The sequence below is a fragment of the Paenibacillus sp. FSL W8-0919 genome (genome assembly GCF_038003785.1).
GTDB lineage: Bacteria > Bacillota > Bacilli > Paenibacillales > Paenibacillaceae > Paenibacillus_AQ > Paenibacillus_AQ lactis.
Genome location: NZ_JBBOPV010000001.1, coordinates 3,925,056 through 3,941,223, shown reverse-complemented (window position 1 = coordinate 3,941,223; position 16,168 = coordinate 3,925,056). Strand labels below are relative to the sequence as shown.

Sequence of the window (16,168 nt, the reverse complement as noted above, 5' to 3'; positions counted from 1 at the left end):
AATGGAATATTCTCTTCGCGATGTTGAAAAATCTATGATTTTTCTCTCATTGAAAAACCCACTCGATAAAGGAAAAAGCTACTCCTCCACAAAGGGGAAGAGCAGCTTCTGATTTTCTTCGGTATACATATTGCTTTTGTGAATGACGACCGAGTCGGTATACACCTTGTCTGGAACCTTATCGCCTTCCAGTACGGAAAGGGCGGTTTTTACACCCAAATAGCCGATGTTAAACGGCTTTTGCACGATAATCGATTGAATGACCCCCTCCTCGAGCAGCTTGACCTCCTTGATTGAGCTGTCGAAGCCGACCAGCTTGACTTGTCCCGTGAGACCCAGCTTACGAATGGCTCTTCCGGCGCCAACGGTGGACGGTTCGTTCAAGCCAACGATCCCATCCAGGTCCGGACGCTCCTGCAGCAGCTTCATCGTGATCTCGTAAGCGCGCTCTTCCATGCCTTCGCTGAAATAGGTGCCGACAATCTCCGTCCCGGCTCTCCCTTCAAGGATGCTGCGAACGCCCTGCTCCCTCTCAATTTGAGTCGAGGCGCCTTGTACAAAGCTTACAATCGCAACTTGCGCATTCCCAGGAAGCAGAGCGGCAAGTTCTTTGCCGGCTTTCTGCCCGGCACCGAAATTATCGGTTGCAATCAGGGTTTCCGCGTAGCTTCCCTGCACGGCCGAGTCGATCATGACTAAGGGAATCCCCGCCTGGTGAATTTTCTCTGCCACCGGAACAAGGCGATGATAGTCGCCTGCAGCCATGACGATAGCGTCCGGTTTCTCCGGTATCGCCGCCTCGATCAGCTCGATCTGCCGGTCGACGTCGACCTCCTTCGGCGGACCAATGACGGATACCTCCACATTGAACTCCCGCGAAGCCGTATGAACGCCGTCTATCAAGACGCGCCAAAATTCGATTTCGTCCATCGCTTTAACGGCTACGGTTATTTTAGGGGGGGCCTGACGTCCCCCGCCGATCAGCTGATACACGGCAACTCCGAAGACCAAAGCCGCGACGGCGGCCAGCAGAACATATCGCAAACGAATCGTTGATCTCACGACAGCTTCTCCCCCCTTCCTGCAAGCTCCTCGACTCGGATGGCCGGAATGGTGACAGTAACGGTCGTTCCGGCACCTGGCTCGCTTTCATAGGACAAGCCGTATTCGGGACCAAAATACAGCTGGATCCGCTGATGCACATTCGCGATGCCTACGCTCGTCTTGGATCGCTCCTTCCCCGGAGCGGTCAACAGCTTGGAAAGCTTGTCCGGGGCCATCCCGATCCCGTCATCCGCCACCCGCAGCATAATGCGGTCGCCTTGCAGCTCGCCGCTGATGACGATGCTGCCGGGTCCCTGCTTGTTCTTGATGCCGTGGTAAATCGCGTTCTCCACGAGGGGCTGAAGGAGCACCTTCAGCGTCACGTACGGGTAAAGGCTCGGATCAACACTCTGCGTGAACCGGATTTTATCCTGATACCGCATCTGCTGGATGTTTAAATAACTCGTAATATGCTCGATCTCCGTAGCAATCGGGATCATTTCCCTGCCCTTGCTGAGCGACGCCCGGAACAGTCTGGCTAGCGCCGATGTCATTAGAATCACCTCGTCATGCTTTTTGCTCTCCGCCATCCAAATGATGGAATCCAGCGTGTTATACAGAAAATGCGGGTTAATCTGCGCTTGCAGCGCATTCAGCTCGCTTTTTCGTTTGACCTCCTGCTCGACGACGATCTGGTTCATGAGCTCCTTGATCTTGAGCACCATGACATTAAAGCTGCGGGCCAAGCTGGAAATTTCCTTGGAATGGCCGACCGGAACCCGGATATCGAAATTCCCCTTCTCAACCTCCGCCATCGTTTCCTGCAGGCGTTTGATCGGGCGCGTCAAGTTACGGGAAAGAAGGAATGATAACAACACCCCGACGCCGAGGCAGAGCATCCCCGCAATGGCAAATGAGCGCTGCATCTGCCTTTTGTTGTCAACAAGCTCATTCTCGTAGAACACGCCGACGATTTTCCACCCGAAATCCGTGTCTTTGATGCTGTAAATCCGACTGCCTCCGTCTTCCTTCACTACAAATCCGCCCCGGGTATCTTGCAGCACTTGCTCCAACCGTTCAGTCTTCAAATTGCTGTAGAGCAGCTGCTGCTGCGGATGGTAGACGATACGGCCTTCCTTGTCGATTACAAATACGTACCCCCGGTTGCCAAGGTCCAGCTTGCTGAGCATGTCGTTGATGACTTTGAAGTTCAAGTCGATCAAAAGAATGCCGATCCCCTTGTCCGGATCCGATCCGCTCAGCTCCCGGCTAAGCGAGACGACCCATCGGTACTCGTCCTTAACGACAGGCTGCACATGCGAGGAGGAGATGACCGCCTGTCCTTTATGCTCTTGCGCCTGCCGGTACCAGTCCTGTTCCTGCAGCGAGATGTTCGGATTCAGCTCCATATCCATGCGGTCCGAGATGAAGGTCCCGTTGTATCCGAAGATATGGATGGAGGCGATATCCTTACGGGAGACGAGGATGGAGTGGAAGTAGCCGGAGATCTTCCTCTTCAGCTTGGCCAGCTCTTCCGGCTCAAGCCCGCCGCCGGAAACGAGATATTCACGTACATTCGGATTGTTCATGGCCGCCAAAGACATGTCCTTCATGCCGGTGATATAGGTCTCAATATTCGCATTCACTTGGTTAATCAGCTCGGAGGTGTAATTTTCCGCTGTCTCCCGGACCGCCGATTCCGACAACGGGTAGGAGATAAAAATCAGCAGCAGCGCCGTGAACAGAACGAGCATGACGAAGGAGCCGGCGATGCGGGACTGAATGCTTTTGATGCGGGTGGACGGTCTCATCGCCGCTCTCCCCCAGCCGTGATCCGGTTTCGATATTCCGTCGGCGTATCGCCCGTATGCTTCTTGAACAGGACGCTAAAATACTGCGGATCCTGGTACCCCGTGCTCGCAGCAATCTCGTACGTCTTCATTCCCGAATGCTTGAGCAGCTCCTTCGCCTTATCCATCCGGATATCGGTCACGTATTCCACGAAGGTCCGGCCGGTATGCGCCTTAAAGAGCGCGCTGAAATAGCTGGTACTCATGAAGATGCGGCTGCTGACCGTCTTTACGGACAGATCCGGATCGCTATAGTGGGAATGTATGTAATCCACAGCCTCCATCATTTGACTGCGGGTTAGATCCTTACGGGTCTGCGCCACGCCTTGCAGCGCCTCCCCGCATACGCCTTTCAGCCACACCTCGATCTGCTCCAGCGATCGGAAGGAATACAAGTCGGACAGCAGCCTCTTCTCCATCCCGAACAGATCATGATCGTTGCTTCCTATCTCCATCAAGGTCTGCAGCACGGCCAGCATCACGCGCAGAATCCGCACATGGCATAATTCAATCGGCATTGAAGCGCTTCCAATTTCCTGGATCAGCCGCTGGATGCAATGGTCGACCTCGGAAGCGGTCCCCGCACGGATCGCCGACACAAGCGCCGCCTCAGCTTCGAAGCCGTCTTGAAGAGGCTTCCCCCCGCGCACCTCCAGGTCCGTAATGTTCACGACCTGATCAGGCCCCATCAGCAGCCGGTACTCCAGGGCGGCTTCGGAAGCGCGGCAGGAATGCCGGATCTCGGCTACATCGCTGCATACGGTCCCAATACCGACCGTTACCGTGAACTTCATATATTCCTTCACGGAATTGCGAAGTTCTTCGGCCAGCTTATATGCCTGTGCATGCAGCTCTTCCGCATTTGATCCTGACAGCACTGCCATGACCTTATGTTCTTTGAAACGAAAAACCGCCGATTCTTGCGCGCTCCCTGCAATCTCTTGAACAATGTTGTAAAGGGCAAAGGCATACAGCTCCACATCAGCCGTCTCCCCATACAGCGACGGCTCGTCCATCTCAGCTGTCATGGCGATATATAACGGCCCGTTTAGCGGAATATTGAAGTACGCCAGCTTGGCCGCGATATCCGCTCTTCGCATCGGCGATGAAGCCAGGCGTTCCAGAAAGCGCTCCGAGAGCAGCGCCATGCTGTTCTTCAGCTCCTGCTTCATCCTTAGAAGATGCTCGTTGCGGCCGCTCTCCTCGTCCATTTCCAGTTTGATTTTGTCCAGCAGCTCGCGCAGTTCTGCGGATGTAATCGGTTTCAAAATAAAGTCTGTTACCTGCAGCTTCACCGCCTGCTGCGCGTAATCGAAATCATCAAAGCCGGTCAAAATAATAATCCGCGTCTTCGGATACTTCTCCACGATTTGACGGGACAGCTCCAGCCCGTCCATGTATGGCATGCAGATGTCCGTCAGCACCACGTCCGGCCGTTCTTGGGCCATTACCTCCAGCGCTTCGCGTCCGTTCTCGCAGGCTCCGATGCATTCATATCCATGTTTGGCCCATTGAATCCGCTCTCTAATGCCTTCCCTTACGATCGGTTCATCATCCACGATCAGGATTTTGTACACGCAGCATCTCCCCCATCCGAAGCAATTCACATTTTTGTTGATTTTGTCGTGTTATGAGGTGAATATACAGGAAAAGCCCTTCGGCAGGCAACTGCCAAAGGGCTCCATGATCTGTTATCTACTTGCGGGTATTCATCCATGTGATGAAATTGTTGACCACGAGATCGAGGAAACGGATCGTCGGTTCATGAATCAGCTTACCGGATTCATCCATCTTCTCATGGACGGCGCCGATATAAACCTCATTGTTCGGCAGCAGCGGAGATGTGATGCCCACGGAAAAAAGGATATCCCGCAGATGCTCTTGTGCGCGAACCGTTCCCAGCTGACCCATCGATGCGCCCATGATCCATGACGGCTTTCCGTTCATAACCTTATCGACGCGCGATAACCAATCCAGCGCGTTCTTGAGCACGCCCGGTATGGAATAATTATACTCCGGCGTGATCCATAATACCGCGTCCGCGGCAGCAATCTGCTCTTTAAACTCCTTGACGGCCTTAGGCGGGTCCAGCTCAATGTCTTCATCGTAAAAAGGAAGCGGGCGAATATCCGCAATTTCAAATGTGATCTGATCCGCATACCGCTTTTTCAAATATTCCGCCAGCTTCCGGTTGTACGACTCTTTTCTAATGCTTCCTACAACGATTGCAACTTTCATGATTCCCTCCAGTTCCGTGCTTTTTTAGCACATAAATGTTCCATTGACGATACCCTGCTTGATATGATTACCATATCTTCCGACGTTTAAAATAACTTTTATCCTACTTCATTAACGACAGCAGCCTACACACACCGCGTTCCATATCTGATCTTCTCTCCGGCGGCACATATTGGAGCAGGGACAATGCAGCATAAGGCACTTTGATGGCATGTGGATCTTCATATTGTCTGTTCCAATAGCTTGCTTCCGTAATCGAGGCTTCCTCGGCGATGTTTACCCCCTGGTTCGATAGCGCTTCAGGCCTTAGGCGGTTAAGCTTCATTTGCAGCCGATGATTGCCTTGACCGAGCTTTGCCAGCTCGGCGTATCCGAGCCGTTCCAGTTCAATCAGCGCATGGGCATGGGTAACGCCATGCTCCAGTTCACCGGCAAAAAAGTAAAACTCGCCTTCAACATGTTGATCCGGCAGGACGAGTTCCAGCTCGGAAAGGGCACGAACTGCCAGATCCGATGCATCCCGGTAAGGCGGGATGTCCGAGAGCAAATTTTCCGATCGATTCAGCTGCGTATAATCATCGATTCCGTAATAGCGTGCAAGTTTATGTTCTCCGCCTGCATCTTCCATCAGCTTTAGGATGCCTCGAACGATGGACGGAGTCAGCAAGTCCGGACGGTCCCGCAGCGCCTTTAGCGCGAGTACGCCTAAGGTTACCCCATGTCCGGAGGTGCTCAGATTTGTCAGGTTAGGCAGCAAGCCTTCAATCAATCGTTCCATCAGCTCTGGCTGCGCAGTTTCGGGAGGATAGGGCTTAAACCAATCTTCATGCCGACTGCGCAAGTGGCGGCAATTGGCAGCCAGCCCCTGCAATACCTCCTGCGGAAGGTCATGCTCTTTTTGCATATAATAAGCTGCCAAATAAGCTCCGCCGACATGCCCTTCAAACCATCCGACCTCGCCGCCCCGGCTCAAAGCCGTCAGACCTTCCTCAAGAAATTCGTCGCCAATGACCGAATTCACCTCCTCCCCTTCGGCTGCGTGCGGCAAATTCAGCCTGACCGCAATATCCTTGGGGAAGCTAGTGACCTTCAATCGGATGCTGTACCCGTACATTCTGAAATGAAGACCTGCTTCGGTATCCGATATAATCATCCGGCGATCCAAGGATGACCGAACCCGATCCAGAAAGCGTTCGTCTGTCACGCCATATGTTATTTCCAGTGAAGGCGCCAGCGCATACATCGCGATTGGGATCCATTTGCGCATGGTTGATACAACAACGGCGTGGGCCGTTCCGCCAATAACAAAAGCAAATTGATCAGACTCCTTGGCAATCGTTAACCCGAGCGTCTGTTTCATCCATAATCTTGCAGCTACCGGGTCTTCCACGGGCAGCCCTACCTCCCGCAAATACAGGACACCGTAAGTGCCATACGGAACGAGCACATCTTCCTTCAAATACGGATGGGCAAGAAATTCGAGCAAATTCCCGTCTCCATCCCTGAAGTACACGTTCACACTGGAATCGATTGAAGCAACAATTTTTCCGTCCGGCCCTTTTAATAAGGGCATCTGCTCCCCAAGCTTCTGAACAATGAATTCAAACTGGGAATAAGCCACCTCAAACGCCATGTGGACAGGGGTTATCGGTTCACCAGCTTCCTCAAATTTCAGCGTAAAATCAGGCGTTGGCTGAAACTCGATCTCGTTCTCGCTTTCCCTTGCGACAGGGAAATGAAGCAGATCATGGTAGAATTGCTTCACCCCCTGGATCGAAACCGTCTTTAATTTCAAACAGGCGAAATGGGTAATCATAAGGCTTCGACCTCCTCTTTGCTGCTGATCTTCTTGACCAGCTCCATGAAGATAGCGAGGGCTTCCTTGGCTCGATAATCCAGGACGATCGTTCCTTCTGCCGCTTCCGATTCGTAAAGATTGCGCTGAGACCCCCCGATGGAAATCCACTCCGGACTGTTAATTCCGTGCAGATTGCGTACCGTAGCCTGCATCTGCTGCAACGAACTCACACCGACCGCGCCGCCCGCCGAGCTTACGGATAGAACCGGCTTACCCGAGAAATGCATCTGCCCCATATGATCCAAGGCGTTCTTCAGCACTCCGCTCATCCCTCCGTGATACTCCGGTGTAGTCAAAATAATGCCGTCGGCCTCCATTAACAGACGCTGCAGCTCACGAACGCCCTCATGACGGTTAAATATCTCGTCTGGGGAATAGAAGGGAAGCGGAGTTTCATACAAGTTAAACAGCTCCGTTTCCACGGACCCCAGGTTCATTTGTGCTTGAAGGGCTTTCGCCAAAATGGTGCTTGTTGCTTCCTTGCGGTTGCTGCCCGCGATGATCACGATCTTCATTTGTACTGCCTCCCCTGCTCGTATTTGAAAGCTTGTTATGTACATTGTAGAGGAGGCAAGCGATCGAAATCGTCAGCATATGGAGTGATTTTACAAGCAAAAGCTCTCATGCCTTCGGCTGAGAGCTTCTACAACTTTAGTCTTAGAAAAGTTGGCGTTCATCAGATCCAATTCATTCCCGACACCTTATACAATTCCATGCTTTAGCGCGTAAATGGCTGCCTGCGTCCGGTCGGCAACCCCCAGCTTATCGAGCAGATGACTGACATGGGTTTTGACCGTTTTCTCCGTAATGTGAAGAGCGTCACTGATTTCCCTATTATTCATGCCTGATGCTATCAGCTGCAGGACCTCTTGCTCGCGCCGGGTGAGCTTATCCAGCTCCTGTGCAGCCTTTCCCGAATGAGCGGGTCCGCTGGCTTCTTCAGCTCCTGCCGGCGAAGTCACATGCGTCATAAGCAGACCTGCAGCATCAGGATGCAGCTCGACCTGCCCTTGGAACACCCGTCTGATCGCGGCTACAAGCTCCTCCGGCTCAATATCCTTCAAGAGATATCCGCGGGCTCCCGCCCGAATGGCGGGCAGAACGTGGTCATAATCGACAAACGAGGTCAGCACAATGACTTTAATGTCAGGCTGTTCTTTTTTTAATCGTGCCGTCGTATCGATGCCATTGAGAACAGGCATATTCAAGTCCATTAACACGATATCGGGATTTACTTGTTTGGCCGTCTCCAGCGTCTCCTCGCCATTCGCGGCTTCACCGACCATTTCGATATCCGGCTGCGTTGCCAGAAAAACCTGAAGCCCCCGGCGAACCATGGCATGATCGTCAGCGATCATCAATCGAATCATCGGTCCCCCTCCTTCTCTGTTAATCTCTCCCTCAAGGGCAGCATAACCTCAATGATGGTTCCCTCCCTGTGTACACTGTATAACCGGAATCGTCCTCCTAGCGTTTCAGCGCGCTCGCGCATGCTGGACAGCCCGATGGAATGCTTTGTCAGCTCGTTCAATCGCTGCTTGGTAATCCCTCGCCCACGGTCCTCAATCCGAAGCTCGACTTCATCCTCCTGGAGGGATAAAGCTATCGTTACTTCCTTGGTATCCGCATGCTTGCTCACATTGTTCAGCGCCTCTTGGCCGATCCTCCACAAAGCTTCTTCCACGATACGAGGAAGCTCCTGTATCCCGCTGATATGCGAACGCACATGAAGCCTCAATCGTTCCCCGTATTGCTTAAGCCCTGTCATAAGCCCTTCCTCGAGTCCGGGCGGACGAAGCTGCATGATCAGCTCCCGCATTTCCTTCAGAGCGCTTTGCGATAACGACTGAATATCATGGATCGTGTCCTGCAGCATACTGTTTGTTTCGTTCGGCTCCCCGGCAAGCATACCGCCTACCCCCTTGGACATCATCACCAGGGAGAAGAGGGTTTGACTTACCGAGTCGTGCAGGTCCCGGGCTAGACGATTTCGCTCATCCATCCTTGCGAGCTCCCGTCGGTTCTCCTCCAGACGGAACCGCTGAAGCGTCATCCCGATATGTTCAGCCAGAGCCTCAATCACCCCGAGGTCCGCCCGGTACGAATCCCGGTAGGGGTTATACGCTACCAGAAGCAGTCCCTTTTCGGAATCACCTGCTGCCGCCAGCGGGACAGCAACCGCTCGGGTAACGGATGAGATCCATCCCTCTTTAGCCAAGTGATCCGCAAGCCGCTGGGCGTCTTCGGCACTTATCGGATCCGTCGTGACACTCCCCTTCCGGGAGCGGGTTCGTGCGGTATCGGCAAGTGGAAATTTGGCATGGGGCAGCGTGGTTTGCCCTCCGCTGTATAGGGCTCTGAGCGTCACTTCGTTGCCGGCGGGTTCCAGCAATGCGGCCACAGGCCAATCAAAATAACGGCCGATTAAGCTCATGACCTGCTTCGTTAATTCGGCCCGATCCACCGCTTGGGAAGCATAAGCACCGAGTGCGCCGCTATACTCTCCGAGCCGGGCGAACAAATCCGCGCGACGCTGCTCGGCTGTGTATAGACGCATGCGTTCGATAGCGCTGCCGATTTGGTAAGCCACCGACTCCAAGAGCGCCAGCTCCTCTTTGGAGAAGTGCAGCTTCCCGGGGGCAGCTACATTCAACACGCCGAACCTGCGGCTGCCGGATCGCAAAGGAACGGTTGCATGGTGGGTAATGCCTTCCGTATCGCCCCACTGGTACCGGACGGCGTTATCCAGACGTTTGCAATTCAAAATGTTTACGGCATTCCTCAAACGGCCGTCGTCATAACGCTCCAGGCACCAACAGCTGCCGCAGCGCATGGGCTTGTCGTCCTCCCTGCGGAGGGCAGGCGGCAAATTCCGGCCGGCAATGAATTCATGCGTTCCCGGATCCTCCACTAAGAACAGCCAACCGGTCGTAAGTCCTGTCAGCTCCAGCAGCTTCCCAATCACCACATCCAGCATGGGGATTAACTCATTCGATTCGTTCAACGTTTCGGCAATGGTCTTCAGCGTGATTAACTCCTGAACATGCGTATCGTGTGTGGACATACGCGAAAGCTCCTTTTATTTTGCATTCTGAAGTAACTATATTATATAATCCAGTCACGCACCACCTTCCCTCGGCTCCCTTGACCAGAATCCAACGTTCACCTTACGAATGTCTGGTAAAAAACAATTATTATTGTTTTATCTATTGCAAATTTCCACCAATCTATGGCTTAATATAGAGGTCGGGCCGACGAAATGAGCGGAAAGGAGGCTGAAGCGCAATGATTCAGATCCACGAGGTGGTATTCGCTTAAAGCGAATACCCGTTCCCATGGGAGCCCCCGGGGCTCCCTATATCTGTTTTCCAATTCGTAAACACAACAAATTATAAATTCGAAAGGAGGAGGGCAAGCATGATCAATACAATTGTTTTGACACTCAGCGATAGCTTGAACATTCATACAGAAAGAGGAGGGCATCGATGGGCCATTACAAAAACGGTAGAGAAGTGCTTCCCCCCGAGCTGCTGCAGCAAATTCAACAGTATATAGACGGAGAACTTCTCTACATACCGAAACAAAGCGAGCAAAGAGCCGGCTGGGGTGAATTAAGCGGTTCCCGAGAACGCATCGAACGTCGCAATAAGGAAATGTACCGGGCCTACTGCAAGGGCCGGACCATTGAAGAATTAGAACGGACCTACTTCCTGTCCGGAGAAAGCGTCCGCAAAATCATCAGTAAACTTACCCGCGTTGGGACTGGAACCTAAATCTATGAGACTTCCAAATGGCTCACGCGGATTACGATAGGACTGTTCCCCAGAGGGAGCAGTCCCTTTCAATTTACATAGCTATGATCGGCAATGGCCAAGATCGAGAGGGTGCCAAAGGCAGCTCAATATGTCCTATCGCACCGTTGCTCATGTTGGCTCGTATCCGCCCTGTCGAACAGATCAACATCTTTTCAAAAAAAAAACGAAAAACAATCAGCCCTTTCGCTTCCCTTAAGGAAGTCGGAAGGGCTGTGTTGTTCCTGTCCACGTTACCTAGTGCCTCTATTCGATTCACACGCAAGAAGCCGCTTGATTTTGAAGATGGGTATTCGGCACCATCACGGTCAGGATCCTAAGCGGCCGTCGTTCGCCGGGGCAACCTCAAACTTCAGCCCCCGTAAAGACCCCCGTCATTTCGGCTCAACCTCGTTCAGCGTCATTCGGTATTCCAAATCCTTCATGTACGTCCCATCCGCATGCCGGAAGATCATTCCGATCGCCAAATCTCCGCCCGTTCCGCGAACAATCGCGATCAGCCGGTTAAGTCCTCCCGCCAGGGTAATCTCGCGTTCCGGATTCGGGACCCGTTCGCCGTTCAAATAGATAACGTACGGCGCGCCGGTCTGAATCTGCAGTCGTCCCGCGCGAGGCGCTGCGGATTCACCCGGCACCCATACGAAGCAGCTCAAAAACCACGGATCCTTGCCCGCATCCCGGATGAGCAAAGCTCCATCCGCTCTCCTGCGCTCTTTTTTCTGCATCCAGCCGTAAAGGCCCTCTCCTAAATTGTTCAGCGAAAAATCAGGATCGGTATAATATGCCTTCATCGCTTCGTAGTCGGCATAGGTCGGGCAGGGCAGCGCCATGACCGCCTCCACGGACCATGCCCCGTCATCCTTCTCGCTCTCAAGGAAGCCGTCGTCAAAGTCCGCGCCAAGATTGGCCAACAAACGTGCGTACAGCCTTCGTGCCTTGTCGCTGTCAGCGTCAAGCGACAGCTGTGAGCACAGGATGGAGCCGCCGCCCGCCTTGACCTCGATCAGGAATGCCCCGGATCCGCGCGCCTTGCTGCGATTCAGCTCAACCAGCGCGAGGCGGCTGTACTCCGAAGTGTAGCCGTTCACGAAGTAATCCTTCCAGGCGGTCCCTTCGGCGCTGGCCAACAATGTCGTTGCTTCCTGCACCTCCAGCCGGTGCGAGGCTAGCGGCCGGTTGGCGGCGTCCCGCGGCGACAGAAACACTTTGTCAAAGCCGAACAGATCAACCGGACTGAAGCCGCTCACCAGCTCCCCGGCGTCGCCCGCAGCCAGATGGAACGTTTCATGCGGCTCCACAAGCACCGGCCGGCCCAGCAGCCGGGCAAGCGCCTCCTGGTCGCAAGGCTCCGCCGGCAGGACAAGCACCCGTCCACCGGCTTCGGCATAATGCCTGATTGCCTCGGCGAGACCAGGGGCATCGAGCAGGCAAGCCTCTACAACCAGCATGCGGAGATCTTTTGCAGATTGGGCAAAGCCGTCACCTTCACCAGCCGGTGCAGATTCCATGAGCGCCTCGGCATCAAGCAAAGCGCAGCGCAGCTGCAGCTTGTCGAGAAATGCCGCAGCCTCTCCGCCAGGCCGAACCAACGCGCCTGAGGGCCCAGCGTCATCCCCGGTTAATCCATCTGCGCGGCCCGCGTAAGCAAGCAGGTTGCGAAGCAGCAAGCAGGCTTGCGGAGCACGAGCGATATTGGCCATCAGCTCCAGCTGGTTCGCCAGCAACAAGCCGCGGCCGTTTCGGTATTCCAAGAGCGGGGTCCATAGATCCCCGCCGTCGCCGAAATCGCCTGCGCCGCATTCCAGAAGCATGGTGAAATCCCCGGCTGCCGGCTTCTCGAATGCTGCGCGAATGATCGGCAGCGGTCCTTCCTCGCATAGCTCCTCCTGCCAGAACATTAAGTCCTCGTCTCCGATTCCCGACAGAACCGGATGGCGGTAATCGCCGGCATGGGCACGAAGGAACGGTCTTCGCGACAGCGTTAGCCGTCCCAGCGACAGCCCGGTCTGCTCCAGCATCACCAGATGTCCGCCTCGAGCAACGAAGTCTTTCAGCAAATCCTCGAGCGAGCCGTCCGGGTCCACCGTCCTGCTGCCGATGATGAGCAAGCCAGCGGCCGGCAGCTGGGCGATCGCCTCCCGATCCACCCGTTCGCAGCCGGGAACGAGCCTGCGGAGGATGTCGTAATCCTCTTCCGATCCCCAGTAGGCGGCCGGACGTTCGACGTCGACGGGATCGTGGAGCAAACTGGCTGACACGAGCCGGAACTCTACGCGAAGCTCATGCATCCGCCGCCCGCCATGGAGCAGCACTGCCGAAAGCACGGCCACCCCTTCTCTCTTGACGGGTGCGGGAGTCCAGGTTATCCCGATTGTTCTAGATTCGGCAGGCTCTTGACGGAAGGCGAAGACCTGCTCATGAACGACCGCCTCTCCCTGTATGATCTTGCATTCAATCCGTACCTCTTGCTCCGAGAGCGTATCATTGAAGACGTCAAAATGTCGGGTGATGGGCGCATCATCATAGAAGCAGCGATTATATTCAGACGCGAACATCGTGACCGGCTTAAACGCCTCGGCCATGATGGCGAACGCCGGATTGGGCGCGTACATCGGATGATCAGGCAGCAGTCCGTTGTTGATCGTCAGCGAATAAGCCGGGATCCTTCGGGGCATTACACCGGGCAAGCCCGGTACCGATGGCGGAACCGCAGCATCGCGCTCCGGCATCGCCCTCATGAAGTAATGCGCGAAATTGAACGTCGATATGCCGGAGACGCCTTGCCGCCGCGCATACTCTACGAATAAGCGCTCCTTCTGAGCCAGTCCTGCCGCACTCTCGTCTGTATCCCGGTATGCCCTCAGCCCAACATACTGGCTGCTGTTCTGCGGACAGATGTACCACCATCCTCCGTGTTCGCCGTAGGTCAGCGGAACGGACCGGTCCCACTGAGCTATCGTGCCGTCGATGTTGTAATGTCGGCTTTCCACCTCCGTATGCGCTTTGGGCAGCAGCCGGTTGTCTCCTTCGGCGACGATCGGTCGCGTTGCGTCCAGTTCCCGGATCGCTTGGATGAAGCAGGGCATATGCAGCTTGTAACCGTCCCGTCCGTCCACCCAGCGCATTTCGTTCTGGAGGCTCCACATGATGACCGACGGGTGATTCTTGTCCCGGCGAACGAGCCGCAAAACATGCATGCGGCAGTTGGCTATATAGTCGGGATGGTCGGCAAGCATCGATTTGGCCGATCCATATATTGCCGTTTCGTCGACGATCAGCATCCCTTCTTCGTCGGCGATCCGCACGTAATCCTCCGGATACGGCTCGGCATGCAGACGAACGCTGTTGATCCCGATGGAACGGCACATCCGGTACCAATTACGGATGTACGCTTCCGTCTGCTGCAGCCCACCTTGAAAATGCCATGAATCGCCGCGAAGCCGGATCGGGATGCCATTCAGCATAAACCGCGGGCCTTCGCACCAAAACTCGCGGAAGCCAAACACTTCAACACGTTGATCGACAACCTGCCCGCCATCCAGCAATTCAACTTCGGCCGCATACAGAAACGGCGTATCCGGGTCCCACAGCTTGGCATCCCGCCAATCCAGGCTGAAAGCGGCACGGTAAACAGCTCCGCCGCGATCGTTTACGCACAGCCGGAGATGTGAAGCCGCTTCAAAAACGAAGTGCTCCGCCGGCCGCTCCGCTTGAAGGACCGGCGGTCCCCCTTGGGCGAGCCCTCTTCGAGCCGTGCCGCTTCCGTGTTCGAGCATCTCACGCTCCGTGCCCGTTCCTCCGAGCGTGCAAACCTGCAGCGGTTTGCCATCATCAGCCGCTTGCCGGCCGCTCCCGCTGCCAGGGAAATCTCGATGATTCAGCAGCTGATCATCCCGCTGCGATATCACTCCGATTTTCCGGATATTCACTCTGACGCGGAGCGAGTCTGAGGCCGCCTCCGGATCGGTTGTTCCGGCCAACACATCCAGCTCAAACCGGCCTTTCCGGACGGATGTACGGATCGTAACATCCTCTATGGATAGGGGAGGATAGCTCTCCAAATATATATCCTGCCATATCCCCCGGGCGACATTGCCAAACCAGGAGCCCGTCAGACCTGTCACCTTCTCCATGCCAGACGGGAGCGTCACTTTGTCGAAGCTTCCGCATACGACATGGAGATGATGCTCACTCCCCTGGCCGACCTTAGGCGTAATATCTAATCGCAGCGGCAGATAGCCGTCTTCCCATACGGCAACTTCTTCCCGATCGAGAAAGATGACGGCCTTTTGCATAATGCCGTCCAGGCGCAGCACGATTCGCTGCCCGGCCATGTCCTCGGGAATCCGAAAGCTTCGATGCAGCACGCCAGCCTCCGCTTCGTCCCATTCTTTCGGGTAGCCGTAAAGGTCCATCGGAGCATATCCGTGCTCGGGAATTTCACCGAACGTTTTGCCATTCGCCTGCCTGTAGGAGCGCCGCCAGCTGGACGGGACTTGCACCCGCCGCGATTCGTATACAAGCTCATCCGGCAGCCGCCTCCACTGCGTCTGGCCATACAACGGCATAAAATCCCATTCCCCGTTCAGACACACCCGATTACGCATCGTTCATTTCCTTCCTTTCATCATAAACTCGCAAGTCCAGCACCAGCTCCAGCTCCCGCCAAATCTCCTGTCCAGCTGGAACATCCCCCCATTTGATGAAATGCGGCTCCATCACCTCTGCCCAATTGTCCGGTCGAAGCTTCGTGTTCAGCTTTCCTTCGTACGGGGCGGGCTCGATCGTGGCCGGGAGCTCGGAATAGAAGAAGAGCACCGTCTCGTGCATGCCGATGATCCCATACTTGTCGCCGTCGCCCGGCCGCTCTTCCTGGTATTGATAATGGTAATACACGTAGCTTGCAGCCTCTTTCGGCTTTAAACGAGCGATCCTTCCGTACGGCAAGCTGTTTTCGTTCCTGCGCTTCCAGTGCAGCTCCGAAACGGGGGATTGATAATGAAAAATATCGATCATCGGCGCCCACCTCCGTCCCGGTTCTGCGCCGGGCCATGCCGCCAGCCAGGCATCGGCTTCCGGCAGCAAGCTTTCCGGGCGTACCGGCCCGCGTAGGCATTCGTAATATAGGAACAATCCGCTTCCGTTCGCAAACAAGCTCATTCTGGATCATGCTGACGTTCCATGGCTTTCTCGGCCGCGAACCTAATCCGCTCCTCGCGTAAACCGGAAACGGCGTCCATATTGCCGATTCCTTCGGCTCTATATAAGCAGCGCTTCATAACACACCTCCAAACGTGAAATTATGAGTTAGCCACTGTCACAGGAATTGTGTCTGCTACAAACTTCACTTGCCCGATTCCGGATAT

The 16,168-nt window shown here is 54.8% G+C and carries 12 protein-coding genes; 1 reads left to right on the top strand and 11 read right to left on the bottom strand.

The window, feature by feature from the left end; all coding sequences use genetic code 11:
* Positions 1-78: 78 nt before the first annotated feature.
* From NST44_RS17950 to NST44_RS17915, 8 genes are all read right to left on the bottom strand, one after another.
* Complete coding sequence (locus tag NST44_RS17950) at positions 79-1,062, bottom strand: substrate-binding domain-containing protein (RefSeq protein WP_213616616.1); 984 nt, start codon at positions 1,060-1,062, stop codon at positions 79-81.
* Positions 1,059-2,855 (bottom strand): cache domain-containing sensor histidine kinase, encoded by a 1,797-nt coding sequence (locus tag NST44_RS17945; RefSeq protein WP_340900303.1) that lies wholly within the window; start codon positions 2,853-2,855, stop codon positions 1,059-1,061. Before NST44_RS17945 ends, NST44_RS17950 begins: the two co-directional genes overlap by 4 nt.
* Positions 2,852-4,471 (bottom strand): response regulator transcription factor, encoded by a 1,620-nt coding sequence (locus tag NST44_RS17940; RefSeq protein ID WP_213616618.1) that lies wholly within the window; start codon positions 4,469-4,471, stop codon positions 2,852-2,854. Before NST44_RS17940 ends, NST44_RS17945 begins: the two co-directional genes overlap by 4 nt.
* Positions 4,472-4,589: 118 nt before the next feature.
* Positions 4,590-5,132 (bottom strand): NADPH-dependent FMN reductase, encoded by a 543-nt coding sequence (locus NST44_RS17935; protein WP_007128441.1) that lies wholly within the window; start codon positions 5,130-5,132, stop codon positions 4,590-4,592.
* A gap of 103 nt (positions 5,133-5,235) precedes the next feature.
* Positions 5,236-6,948 carry a hypothetical protein gene (locus tag NST44_RS17930; RefSeq protein WP_007128442.1) on the bottom strand — a complete coding sequence of 571 codons (1,713 nt, stop codon included), beginning with the start codon at positions 6,946-6,948 and terminating at the stop codon, positions 5,236-5,238.
* A complete protein-coding gene (locus NST44_RS17925; RefSeq protein WP_007128443.1) occupies positions 6,945-7,505 on the bottom strand; it encodes an NADPH-dependent FMN reductase in 561 nt (186 codons plus the stop codon). The genes NST44_RS17930 and NST44_RS17925 overlap by 4 nt, the downstream gene beginning before the upstream one ends.
* A 186-nt stretch (positions 7,506-7,691) precedes the next feature.
* The gene (locus NST44_RS17920) at positions 7,692-8,360 is read right to left on the bottom strand and encodes a response regulator (protein WP_007128444.1); all 669 of its coding nucleotides are present in this window, start codon (positions 8,358-8,360) and stop codon (positions 7,692-7,694) included.
* The gene (locus tag NST44_RS17915) at positions 8,357-10,054 is read right to left on the bottom strand and encodes a GAF domain-containing sensor histidine kinase (RefSeq protein ID WP_007128445.1); all 1,698 of its coding nucleotides are present in this window, start codon (positions 10,052-10,054) and stop codon (positions 8,357-8,359) included. The genes NST44_RS17920 and NST44_RS17915 overlap by 4 nt, the downstream gene beginning before the upstream one ends.
* Positions 10,055-10,475: 421 nt before the next feature.
* On the opposite strand from NST44_RS17915, the gene NST44_RS17910 reads away from it, so the two are divergent.
* Positions 10,476-10,763, top strand: a complete 288-nt coding sequence (locus NST44_RS17910) for a CD3324 family protein (protein WP_007128446.1) — start codon at positions 10,476-10,478, stop codon at positions 10,761-10,763.
* Between the two features lie 413 nt (positions 10,764-11,176).
* Here the strand turns inward: NST44_RS17910 and NST44_RS17905 are convergent, their stop codons facing one another.
* The 3 genes from NST44_RS17905 to NST44_RS17895 are packed head-to-tail and all read right to left on the bottom strand — an operon-like array spanning position 11,177 to position 16,081.
* Complete coding sequence (locus NST44_RS17905; RefSeq protein WP_210095448.1) at positions 11,177-15,409, bottom strand: glycoside hydrolase family 2 protein; 4,233 nt, start codon at positions 15,407-15,409, stop codon at positions 11,177-11,179.
* Positions 15,402-15,962, bottom strand: coding sequence for a hypothetical protein (locus NST44_RS17900; RefSeq protein ID WP_244869272.1), 561 nt, complete (start codon positions 15,960-15,962; stop codon positions 15,402-15,404). Before NST44_RS17900 ends, NST44_RS17905 begins: the two co-directional genes overlap by 8 nt.
* Positions 15,959-16,081 (bottom strand): hypothetical protein, encoded by a 123-nt coding sequence (locus NST44_RS17895; RefSeq protein ID WP_007128450.1) that lies wholly within the window; start codon positions 16,079-16,081, stop codon positions 15,959-15,961. Before NST44_RS17895 ends, NST44_RS17900 begins: the two co-directional genes overlap by 4 nt.
* Between the last annotated feature and the right edge of the window lie 87 nt (positions 16,082-16,168).

What these genes read in the sequence shown, in the direction of transcription:
- NST44_RS17915 (WP_007128445.1), bottom strand. Translation starts at nt 10,054, where the DNA reads ATGTCCACACACGATACGCATGTTCAGGAGTTAATCACGCTGAAGACC.
- NST44_RS17920 (WP_007128444.1), bottom strand. Translation starts at nt 8,360, where the DNA reads ATGATTCGATTGATGATCGCTGACGATCATGCCATGGTTCGCCGGGGG.
- NST44_RS17910 (WP_007128446.1), top strand. Translation starts at nt 10,476, where the DNA reads ATGGGCCATTACAAAAACGGTAGAGAAGTGCTTCCCCCCGAGCTGCTG.
- NST44_RS17925 (WP_007128443.1), bottom strand. Translation starts at nt 7,505, where the DNA reads ATGAAGATCGTGATCATCGCGGGCAGCAACCGCAAGGAAGCAACAAGC.
- NST44_RS17900 (WP_244869272.1), bottom strand. Translation starts at nt 15,962, where the DNA reads ATGAGCTTGTTTGCGAACGGAAGCGGATTGTTCCTATATTACGAATGC.
- NST44_RS17905 (WP_210095448.1), bottom strand. Translation starts at nt 15,409, where the DNA reads ATGCGTAATCGGGTGTGTCTGAACGGGGAATGGGATTTTATGCCGTTG.
- NST44_RS17895 (WP_007128450.1), bottom strand. Translation starts at nt 16,081, where the DNA reads ATGAAGCGCTGCTTATATAGAGCCGAAGGAATCGGCAATATGGACGCC.
- NST44_RS17935 (WP_007128441.1), bottom strand. Translation starts at nt 5,132, where the DNA reads ATGAAAGTTGCAATCGTTGTAGGAAGCATTAGAAAAGAGTCGTACAAC.
- NST44_RS17945 (WP_340900303.1), bottom strand. Translation starts at nt 2,855, where the DNA reads ATGAGACCGTCCACCCGCATCAAAAGCATTCAGTCCCGCATCGCCGGC.
- NST44_RS17930 (WP_007128442.1), bottom strand. Translation starts at nt 6,948, where the DNA reads ATGATTACCCATTTCGCCTGTTTGAAATTAAAGACGGTTTCGATCCAG.